This is a genomic window from Dokdonella sp., assembly GCF_039926425.1.
In the GTDB taxonomy this organism is placed as follows: Bacteria; Pseudomonadota; Gammaproteobacteria; order Xanthomonadales; family Rhodanobacteraceae; genus Dokdonella_A.
This window is the reverse complement of sequence record NZ_JBDSWZ010000147.1, coordinates 1-9,963: the sequence shown is the minus strand read 5'-3', so window position 1 is coordinate 9,963 and position 9,963 is coordinate 1. Positions and strand designations below refer to the sequence as shown.

The window sequence follows — 9,963 nt, the reverse complement described above, 5'->3', positions numbered from 1 at the left end:
AGCCGAAATGGCGCCGCGATGAAATGCCGTGGATGCCCAAGGGCCGCTACAAGATCATGCGCGACTACATGCCGAAGGTTGGCCAGCTCGGCCTCGACATGATGACGCGCACCTGCACCGTGCAGGTCAATCTCGACTACGCCAGCGAAGCGGACATGGTGAAGAAGTTCCGCGTCGGCCTCGCGCTGCAGCCGATCGCGACTGCCTTGTTCGCCGATTCGCCGTTCACCGAAGGCAAGCCGAACGGATTCCAGAGTTACCGCTCGCATATCTGGACGGATACCGATGCCGGCCGTACAGGCATGCTCGATTTCGTGTTCGAGGATGGCTTCGGATACGAACGCTACGTCGACTACCTGCTCGATGTGCCGATGTATTTCAGCTACCGCGACGGCGAGTACATCGATCTGGCCGGTCGTTCCTTCCGCAAGTTCCTGGCCGGCGATCTGGCCGAGTTGCCAGGCGCGAAGCCGACATTGCGCGACTGGGCCGACCACATGACGACCGCGTTTCCCGAGGTGCGCATGAAGAAATTCCTCGAGATGCGTGGCGCCGACGGCGGCCCGTGGAATCGCCTGTGTGCGCTGCCCGCGTTCTGGGTCGGCTTGTTGTACGACCAGACCGCGCTCGATGCGGCGTGGGACCTGGTCAAGGACTTCAGCCGCGAGGAGCGGCATGCATTGCGCGACGGCGTGCCGAAACATGCACTGAAGTTGCCGTTCCGCGGCGGCACCGCGCATGACCTCGCGGTCGAGGCGGTGAAGATCGCAGCACACGGATTGCAGCGTCGAGCGCGCACCAACATCCACGGGGCGGACGAGAGCATGTTTCTCGATGCGCTGGTGCAGATCGTCGATGCGAACCAGACGCCGGCCGAGCGCAAGCTCGAGCTCTTCCACGGCGAGTGGAAGGGCAACATCGATCGGGTGTTCACCGACTTCGCGTACTGATCCGCGGCATTCGCGCATCCCCCGCTGCGTGAGCGCAGTGCGGCTGTCGCGTGCGTAGCTCCACGCGGGTTCGTGACTTCTGGCGGGCGCCGCAGCGGCTCGTTCGTGCCACAACCGTGGTTTGAACCTGCCCTGGGGAATCTTCCGATGCCGTTCCGTCGTCTTCCGGTCTTCATGGCCATTGTCGCGTTGCTGTTGTCGCCCGCCGCATTCGCCGGAACACGCCTGCTGCGGTTTCCGGATGTCTGCGGCGACCGGGTCGCCTTCACCTACGCTGGCGATCTGTGGCTCGCGTCGACCCGGGGCGGCATCGCGACGCGGCTGACCTCAGGTCCCGGCCTCGAACAATCCGCGCGCTTCTCGCCCGACTGCACACAGATTGCGTTCACCGCCGAATACGACGGCGGCGATCAGGTCTACACCGTCGCCGCGGGCGGCGGCGAGCCGAAGCAGCTGACGTTCTATCCCGCTGAAGGGCCATTGCCGCAACGCTGGGGGTTTGACAACCAGGTGTATGGATGGACGCCGGACGGCCACAACGTGCTGTTCCGCTCGTGGCGCGAGTCGATCAGCGAATCCAATCCGCGCCTGTACACGGTGTCGCGCGACGGCGGCCTGCCGACCGCGCTGCCGATGCCGGTTGCCGGCGTCGGCCGCTATTCGCCGGATGGCTCGAAGATCGTTTACTCACCCAAGTATCGCGATTTCCGCACGTGGAACCGCTACGTCGGCGGATGGGCGCAGGACCTCTATATCTATGACTTCGCAACGAAGTCGGCGAAGAACATCACCAACGATCCGAACACCGATCGCGATCCGGTATGGATCGGCGACGGCATCTACTTTCTCGCGGATCGCGACGAGCGCCTCAATCTCTATCGCTACGACACAGGCACGGGCGAGACGGCGCAGCTGACCGCGTACAAGGATGCCAACGCACGTTGGGCCAGTGGTGACGGCAAGGGCCAGATCGCATTCGAAGTCGACGGCAGCCTGCACATCTACGACACCAGCACCCGTCAGGATCGCGCGCTCGAGATCGACGTTCCGAGTGATCTCGTGCATACGCGCGCCGAGGAGCGCAGCGTCAAGGACAAGCTCGAAGGGGCCGACCTGAGTGCGAACGGAAAGCGTGCGCTGATCGTCGCGCGCGGAGAAGTCTTCAGTGTGCCTTTGAAGGACGGCATCACGCAGGATCTCACGCACACGCCGGGGGCGCACGAGCGCGACGCGGCATGGTCGTTCGACGGCAAGCGCGTCGTCTACGTCAGTGACGAAAGTGGCGAAGATGCAATCTGGTCGCGCGATGCGGACGGCAACAATCCGAAGCAGCTGACCCGTGAAACCATCGGGCGCCTGTATGCGCCGCGCTGGTCGCCCGATGGCGCGCGCATCGCGTTCGTCGACAGCGACAGCAATTTGCGCAGCGTTGCGGCCAGCGGCGGCGCAGCGACCGTGATCGCGAAGGATCCGGCCATCCCGCGGCGCGATCAGGTGTGGTCTCCGGGCGGTCATTACCTTGCCTACACGCTCACCGACAAGGACACGCAGCAACCGACGCTGTTCGTCCACGACGCCGCCACCGGCAAGAACGTGGCGATTGCGGCGTCGCGCGGAGATGCGCAATCGCCGGCGTTTTCACCGGACGGCAAGTTCCTGTACTTCATCGGCAACCGCGAATGGACGCCGCAGCTGTCGGCCATCGAATGGAACTTCGCCGCAAACCGCAGCGCGGAAGTCTTTGCGATCGCGCTGCGCAAGGACGTGGAAAATCCGTTCGCGCCACGCAACGACAGCGCCGCGGCTGACGAGAAGAAGGGCGACGACAAGCCGAAGGAGAAAGGCAAGGACGGCGATGCACCCAAGAATCCGGCGGCGATCAACGACCGCATCGACTTCGACGGAATCGACGCACGCGCCGTGCGCGTACCGATCGAGCCGGACAACATTGCCGGCGTCGTCGTCACGAACAAGGCGATCCTCACGGTGGTCAACGACGGCCAGTATTACGGCCGCGACGGCGCGTTCAAGTCGAAACTCAAGTCGTGGTCGTTCGAGGAGCGCAAGGACAGCGACGTTGTCGAAGGCGTCGACGAATTGTCGGTGTCCGCAGACGGCGGTACCGCGCTGGTCAAGAGCGATGGCAAGTACACGTTCGTCGATCTCACGGCAGCAAAGCCGGAAGCAAAAGACGTGAAGCTCGACGGTCTGTTCGCACGCGTCGATCCGAAAGCCGAATACGCGGAGATCTTTCGCGAAACCTGGCGGCGGTTTCGCGACCATTTCTACGTCACCAACATGCACGGGTACGACTGGAACGCGATCCGCGCGAAATACGAGCCGATGCTCGCATGGGTCGGCGACCGGACCGATCTCAACTATCTTCTCGGGCAGATGGTCGCGGAGTTGTCGGCCGGACATTCGTATGTCGGCGGCGGCGATCTCGGCCTTCCGCCGAAACCGCACGTCGGGCTCATCGGCGCGCGCTTCGAACTCGATGCGGCGAGCGGTCGCTATCGGATTGCGCAGATCCTTGCCGGCGACAACGACGAGGAACGCTATCGCTCACCGCTGACCGAGCTCGGCGTCGACGTGGTCAAGGGCGACTACATCCTGTCGATCAATGGGCAGGCGCTGACCGCGCACGACGATCCGTATCGCCTGCTGCGCATTGCGCCGGGGCAGCTGGTGCAGCTGGGTGTGGCAAAGACTCCGACCGCCACGGCGCGCGTCGTGCTGGTCAAACCGATCGACAGCGAGACGCCACTGAATTACCTCGCGTGGACGAACGCCAATCGCGCGTACGTGGCGGAGGCGAGCGGCGGGCAGATCGGCTATCTGCACATTCCCGACATGGGCGCGAACGGCATCCGCGAATTCATCAAGTGGTTCTATCCGCAACTGCGCAAGCAGGCGCTGGTGATCGACGTGCGCGACAACGGCGGCGGCAACGTGTCGGCGATGGTGATGGAGCGGCTCACGCGCAAGCTCTCCGCCCTCTGGTACGCGCGCGGAAGCGAGATCACCCGCACCTATCCGGAGCAGACGTTCCTCGGCCATCTCGCTGCGTTATGCAACGGCACCACCGCGTCGGACGGCGACATCTTCTCGTACATGTTCAAGCAGGCGAAGCTCGGCCCGTTGATCGGTGTGCGCACCTGGGGCGGCACGGTCGGCATCAACGGCTGGGGCCCGGTGATCGACGGCGGCGACGTGTTCGTTCCGCAATTTGCACTGGCCAGCAAGGAAGGCCAGTACGTGGTCGAAGGCCACGGCGTGGATCCGGACATCGTGGTCGAGCAGGATGTCGGCGCCCAGCTCGCGGGTCGCGATCCGCAACTCGACCGCGCCATCGACGAACTCAAGAAGGCGGTGCAGGCCGCGCCGGTCGGTCTGCCCGATCGGCCATCGGCGCCGGTCAAGGCGCCGGTGGACATGCGCAAGTAGCGGCTGGGAAGAGGGTATCGCGCTTCAGTGAGTGGACCTGCTGTCGCGCGATTCCCGCGTCGCGGGCCTTAACGACTCGCGCCGCTCAGGCAGCGCTCACATTCCGCAACGTCCAGTGTTTGCCGACGAGCAGCGTCAGGCGGTGCTTGATGATGGCGTGCGGCAACGAACTCGTGACGGTCACGCTCACGTGCACGTCCGACTGGTGCGCCTCAACGATCGCAGCCGGATCGTTCTGGCCGAGTGCCGCATCGACGGCGTCGGGATCGGGCTGCATTGCGAGCCAACGCTGCCACAGCGACGGCTCGCGCAAGGCCTGCTGCAACAACGCGGCGAGACTTTCCGCCGACCCACCCTGGAACGACAGTTCGTGCGATTCGCCGCGCGCCTTGGGCAGATCGTCGATCGAAAACATGTAGCGCTGCACGGTCGTCATGGGCATTCCCTGATGGATGGTGGGCGCGGAGTCTATCAGCGCGAAACCGAACGGGGCGCAAACACGGTGCAGGCGCGCGCGCGAGTTGTGGAATGAGCTGGGCATTGCACCGCGGGCGCCTGCTGCAACCCTTTCTGCGTCAGCGTCGATTCGCGCGCATCAGAGCGCCCGCACATCCAGTGATGCCGCGGCGTGTGCGGCGTCGCCGTCCGGCGCGTGGTCGAGCACGCCCAGTAGTGGGGCGACGATGCGTTGGCGCAGGGTCTCCGTATTCGCGGCTGCGAAGGCCATGTCGGGGTCGATGCGATTGGCGATCCACCCGATCAACCGGCAGCCGTCGGCGGCAATCGCGCGTGCGGTCAGCAGCGCGTGGTTGATGCAACCCAGACGCAGGCCGACCACGAGGACGACGGGCAGATCCATCTCGTCCACCAGATCCGCTTGCATCCACTCGTTCGACAACGGGACGGCCCAGCCGCCAACGCCTTCGACCACGACGCGATCGGACTGCGCGGCGAGTCGTGCGTAGGCGGCATGGATCGGTTCCGCCGTGATGGTGGTTCCGCCGAACGACGCGGCGAGATGCGGCGCGATCGGTTCGGCGAATGCGAACGGATTGCAATCGTTGTACGTCGGCCGCGGTTCGCTGGCGTCGATGAGTGCTTCGGCATCGTCATTGCGCAACCCGTGCAGCGTCGCACGACAACCACTGGCGACCGGCTTCATGCCGGCCGCGCGCAGGTCGTGGCTGCGCAATGCGTGCAGCAGCACGCAGCTCGTCCACGTCTTGCCGACACCGGTGTCGGTCCCCGTGACGAAAAGGCCGCGCGCGGTCATCGGGACGTATGCGCTTCGAGCCGAGCGAGCGCGCGACGTTCGCGTCGCGCAAGCCACGGACGGATCAGCACGATCAGGAGATAGACGAGGCCTGGAAGCGCGTACGCACGCGGATCCGCGTGGGTCATCGGCAACAGTACTGCGAGCAGGATCGACAGGCACGCGACGCCGACGAAGCTTCCGTAGCGTTCGATCGATGTCTGCGTTCGGATGCGCTCCGCCGGTGACAGCCCGATTGCATCCGCACAGTCGAGGGCGTGACGATGAAGCAGCGCGAAGATGAGCGATGCCGCGCCGTAACCGACCGCGAACGTCACATAGAGGGTGCGCCCATCCTCGACGCTCCCGAGGTCGAAACCTTGTTCGGCGAAGTATCCACCGCTCGCTATCGCAATGACGAGCGCGGCGACCATGCGAAGTGGATAGACGTAAACGAGCGTCACGAAGACCAGCGCGAGGCTGAGACGCACGCTCTTCGCATCCTCGAGGCCGTAGCGTCGCGACCAGTGGCGGTGTGACCGCCAGAATCGCGCGATCAGCATGAAGCTCGCGGCGAATGCCGGTACGCCCCGCATTGCCTGGGCGAGTTCGGCAACCGAGGTCGGAATGTGCCCGACCGCGACGACCAGCAGGGTGACGGCGAACGCGAACGCGGCGTCGACGAATGCGTCGACGCGTGTCGGCTGGCGCCCGCGGATCTGGAAGCCCTGTTCGTCCTGGATGTCGTCGCCGTGCATCCGCCAAGTATGCCAGCGGCGCCGAGCCACAGGCACACGCTACAATCGCAGTTCACTTCTGACAGAGTCGTTGACGATGTTCGCCGCTGCCCCGATCCACGCCGTCACCAAGCACGAGCTGTACGACGAACTCGCCTCGCAGGCGCGCGGGCTGCTGCACGGCGAGCGCGATCGCATCGCGAATGCCGCGAATTTCGCATCCCTGGTATGGCACGCCGTGCCGCAGATCAACTGGTGCGGATTCTACTTCTACGACGGCACCGAGCTTGTGGTGGGCCCGTTCCAGGGCAAGCCTGCGTGCGTTCGCATCGCGCTCGGCAAAGGCGTCTGCGGCACGGCCGCATCGACCCGTCAAACCCAACTGGTGCGCGACGTGCATGCGTTCGAAGGGCATATCGCCTGCGACAGCGCTTCGCAGTCGGAGATCGTCGTTCCGCTCGTCGACGGCGACCGGTTGCTCGGCGTGTGGGACGTCGACAGCCCGCACATCGCACGGTTCGACGCCGACGATCGTTCCGGAATGGAGCGTTTGTGCGCTATCTTCATCCAATCGCTGCAATGATGCGCGGCTGACGAATGGAACCCGCATGACCGCTCGCGACGTGAAGATCCGCAATGTTGGCCCGAAGTCCGCGGCATGGCTGCGCCAGGTCGGCGTTCGCACAACCGAAGATCTTGCGCGCGTCGGCCCGGTCGAAGTGTTCCTGAAAGTGAAGCGCGCCGGATTCCGGCCAAGCCTCAATCTGCTCTACTCGATGGCCGGTGCGTTGGCCGACTGCCACTGGGCGGATCTGCCCGACGACCAGAAGCAGGAACTGCTCGGTGCATTCGAAGCGGCCGAGTCGGCCAATCCGATCAAGACGCGCTGGGAAAAACAGAAAGCGGCAAGCGAACAATCGACGCCATCGGCGTCATCCGATGGCGCATCGAATGACGACGGAGGCGCGAGCAGCCTGTTCGACGATCCGGATGGCGATTCGAAAGACTCCCACGGCGACGGCGATCGCGAGATCAGTCGCTTCGATTGACGTTTTCGCGGAAGCTTGGAAAAGGGAAATTGCCTGGCAGCAACTTCAGCCGCGATGCAACGTGTCCGCGCGACATCGGTAGAAGTTACTCGGCAATCGTCTTTCGCGAATTGAATGTTCGTGCTTCAACGCGACTGCGTCGAGCCTCCGCGATTCCTGTCGCGCACTTTCCTTCCGCTGCAAAGCGGGGGAGTGTGCCAAAGACGCAAGGGAGCGGCTCTTGATCTGCAGCTCCCACAACAAGCGCCCCCTTCCGCCCTCCGGGCACCTTCCCCCCGCTGCGCAGGGAAGGACGATCGTGTCGCAACAGATTCAGCTGCGATGCTTCCTGGCAGCGCGAAACGCGAGAAGGAGTCACCGATCAAGTGTCGCTCGCGAATGAACGTCAGCGCTCGAACGCGCCGCGTCGCGTCTCCACGCTTGCTGTCGTCTGATGTTCCTTCCCCGGCGCAGCGGGGGAAGGTGCCGAAGGCGGAAGGGGGCGGCTCTTGATCTGCAGCGCCTCCGCACCTTCGCCCACTGTGAAGGCGACGGAAACGCGTGCGCGAGGTCTTCTGTCAGCGCACCACCGCATAATCCCGCGCGTCTTCTCGCCACGGCGTCGCGTTGCGGATGGCTGGCAACACCTCGTCCACGCGATCGACCTTTCGCCACATGTGCAGGTGTTCCGGATTCATGAAGCGCTGGTCGATGACCTGCTCCATGAACGCCTGCAGCGGTGCGTAGAATCCGTTCGTGTCGAGCAACACGATTGGATTGAGGTAGATGCCGAGGCGCTTCAACGTGATCGCCTCGAACAGTTCCTCCAGCGTTCCGCATCCTCCCGGCAACGCGATCACCGCGTCCGAACCGGTCAGCAGCCGGTGCTTGCGCTCGCGCATGTCCTCGACCACTTCGAGATTGCGCACCAGCGGATGCTGCCATTCCACCTCGATCATGAAGCGCGGAATGATCCCGATCACGTCGCCTCCGGCTTCAAGTGCGCCATTGGCGAGCGCGCCCATCAGGCCCACCGCGCCGCCGCCGTAGACGACCGTGTTGCCCGCTTCGGCCAGCGTCCGGCCCAGCGCGTGCGCAGCGTCGTGATAGATGCGATCACACTGTTCACTCGAGGCACAATACACACAGATGCGCATGCGGGAATTTCCAACTGGTCAGGTCGCCATTGTAACGACCGGGACCTCGCATGGCCTGCGCAGCCGCCGACATGCCGGGATCGGCGTGTCGGCGTGCGCGTTCGTCATTCGAAGTCGTTGGCGAAAATCCGGTCGGTGCATGCGGCCACCTGTGCCGGGTCGATCACCACGTTGAACGAGTCGCCGACCGCCAGTGGCGCGTGGCCGTAGATTTCCCAGTGACCGGCGAAATAATCGACGTCAAATCCGTAATCCGTACTGCTGGCGCCAAGGATTCGCGACACATGCGGCCGTGCACATGGAATTCCGTTGAGCAGGGAATGGTCGAGAACCAGCGCACTGCCATTCATCGACGCCACAACTCGAAACGCGTTCGGGCTGGCGGCCTGCGCGTAAACGTTGAATCCCGCGTTCACCGGCATGGGCGCGCCATCGAGATTGGCAACGAACCACTTGCCGAAGTAGAGAAGTCCCACCTGGTGCGGGTTGTAGATGCCATGGTTGCCCACGGTCCAGTTCTGCGTGGCGAGCACGATGCGGTCGGGCAGTGAATCGGTGGACGAATTGTCGATCCGCGACGCCGCACCGCTGATATTGTCGCCGGTCGCCACCTGGGTGAACGATCCGCCGCCGATCGCAGGAACGAACACGTCGAAGTGGGCGCCCAGGGGCGCGGGCGCGATGTCCTGCGCAAAGAGCTGCCACTTTCCCAGGTCGTAGTACACGCCGAACGGAGGCGCATACAAAACCCCCGGAGGCGTGCCGTCGTTGAAGTTCGAGGTGACCATGACCTTGGCGCCTGGCACGCCATCCGTCGACGCGTCATCGAACCGCGTGATGTAGCTGCCGCTGCCCGTATTGCCCGTTGTCACGGTATGGCTGAAGGTCAGGTCGCCGAACTCGTACGCGCCGATGTCGACCGCATTCGGCGTTCCTTTCAAACGGCGCAATCCATCGGCGTCGAGGTCCGGCAAGCCATTGAAGAGGATGCCCAGCAACACCGTCGCGCTGTCGGCCGCACCGATCGCCGGCGAATCGCTGCGCAGGCGCGGCGTCGACTCCGATACGATTTTTGCATCGGCGGTGATCGTATGCGCGCCGAACGTGACCCCATTGGATTCGGCGTTGACAAGATTGTAGTCGTTGGTCAGCGACGGCGAAATTGCGGCGGTCGCATAGATCCCGGTCGTGGCGCGAATCAGGTTGCTGGAGATCGTCCCATCGACGCGTGCCGTGTCCGCGCCGTCGTTCCATTGCAACACACCGATTCCGACACGCGAGCGCGTGATCGTGTTGGCGACCGCCTGAGCGTGGATCGCGCCGGACGACGGGGTGAACGAGATGGCCGTGCCGGAAGCGCCGGCCACCCCGACGATCACGTTGTTGTAGACG

General features: G+C 64.2%; 9 protein-coding genes. 4 read left to right on the top strand and 5 right to left on the bottom strand.

All coding sequences use genetic code 11. The features are described from left to right. On the top strand, positions 1–950 hold a 950-nt coding region (locus ABIV12_RS08725; RefSeq protein WP_348058322.1), incomplete at its 5' end, for a glutamate--cysteine ligase. A 147-nt stretch (positions 951–1,097) separates the two neighbouring features. After that, positions 1,098–4,397 carry a S41 family peptidase gene (locus ABIV12_RS08720; protein ID WP_348058320.1) on the top strand — a complete coding sequence of 1,100 codons (3,300 nt, stop codon included), beginning with the start codon at positions 1,098–1,100 and terminating at the stop codon, positions 4,395–4,397. 85 nt (positions 4,398–4,482) lie between these two features. On the opposite strand, the gene ABIV12_RS08715 is transcribed toward ABIV12_RS08720, so the two are convergent. The 3 genes from ABIV12_RS08715 to ABIV12_RS08705 form a co-directional block, all read right to left on the bottom strand. Then, positions 4,483–4,833, bottom strand: coding sequence for a hypothetical protein (locus tag ABIV12_RS08715; protein WP_348058318.1), 351 nt, complete (start codon positions 4,831–4,833; stop codon positions 4,483–4,485). A gap of 159 nt (positions 4,834–4,992) precedes the next feature. Then, on the bottom strand, positions 4,993–5,670 hold the full coding sequence (gene bioD, locus ABIV12_RS08710; RefSeq protein WP_348058316.1) for a dethiobiotin synthase: 678 nt from the start codon (positions 5,668–5,670) through the stop codon (positions 4,993–4,995). Further along, positions 5,667–6,407: a TMEM175 family protein gene (locus ABIV12_RS08705; RefSeq protein ID WP_348058314.1), complete on the bottom strand. Its 741-nt coding sequence runs from the start codon at positions 6,405–6,407 to the stop codon at positions 5,667–5,669. The genes bioD and ABIV12_RS08705 overlap by 4 nt, the downstream gene beginning before the upstream one ends. A 76-nt stretch (positions 6,408–6,483) precedes the next feature. Here ABIV12_RS08705 and ABIV12_RS08700 point away from each other — a divergent pair, with 76 nt between their 5' ends. Beyond that, entirely contained in the window at positions 6,484–6,969 is a 486-nt protein-coding gene (locus tag ABIV12_RS08700; protein WP_348058312.1) for a GAF domain-containing protein, read from the top strand. A 25-nt stretch (positions 6,970–6,994) separates the two neighbouring features. Continuing rightward, positions 6,995–7,435, top strand: a complete 441-nt coding sequence (locus tag ABIV12_RS08695) for a TfoX/Sxy family protein (RefSeq protein ID WP_348058310.1) — start codon at positions 6,995–6,997, stop codon at positions 7,433–7,435. A 557-nt stretch (positions 7,436–7,992) separates the two neighbouring features. Here the strand turns inward: ABIV12_RS08695 and ABIV12_RS08690 are convergent. Together ABIV12_RS08690 and ABIV12_RS08685 are read right to left on the bottom strand one after the other, a co-directional pair. Further along, positions 7,993–8,571 (bottom strand): TIGR00730 family Rossman fold protein, encoded by a 579-nt coding sequence (locus tag ABIV12_RS08690; RefSeq protein ID WP_348058308.1) that lies wholly within the window; start codon positions 8,569–8,571, stop codon positions 7,993–7,995. Between the two features lie 104 nt (positions 8,572–8,675). After that, the coding region (locus ABIV12_RS08685; RefSeq protein ID WP_348058306.1) for a choice-of-anchor Q domain-containing protein at positions 8,676–9,963 on the bottom strand (1,288 nt) is incomplete at its 5' end.

Excerpts from the sequence above, each read along its gene's own strand:
- ABIV12_RS08720 (WP_348058320.1), top strand. The coding sequence starts at position 1,098 with ATGCCGTTCCGTCGTCTTCCGGTCTTCATGGCCATTGTCGCGTTGCTG.
- ABIV12_RS08715 (WP_348058318.1), bottom strand. The coding sequence starts at position 4,833 with ATGACGACCGTGCAGCGCTACATGTTTTCGATCGACGATCTGCCCAAG.
- bioD (WP_348058316.1), bottom strand. The coding sequence starts at position 5,670 with ATGACCGCGCGCGGCCTTTTCGTCACGGGGACCGACACCGGTGTCGGC.
- ABIV12_RS08705 (WP_348058314.1), bottom strand. The coding sequence starts at position 6,407 with ATGCACGGCGACGACATCCAGGACGAACAGGGCTTCCAGATCCGCGGG.
- ABIV12_RS08700 (WP_348058312.1), top strand. The coding sequence starts at position 6,484 with ATGTTCGCCGCTGCCCCGATCCACGCCGTCACCAAGCACGAGCTGTAC.
- ABIV12_RS08695 (WP_348058310.1), top strand. The coding sequence starts at position 6,995 with ATGACCGCTCGCGACGTGAAGATCCGCAATGTTGGCCCGAAGTCCGCG.
- ABIV12_RS08690 (WP_348058308.1), bottom strand. The coding sequence starts at position 8,571 with ATGCGCATCTGTGTGTATTGTGCCTCGAGTGAACAGTGTGATCGCATC.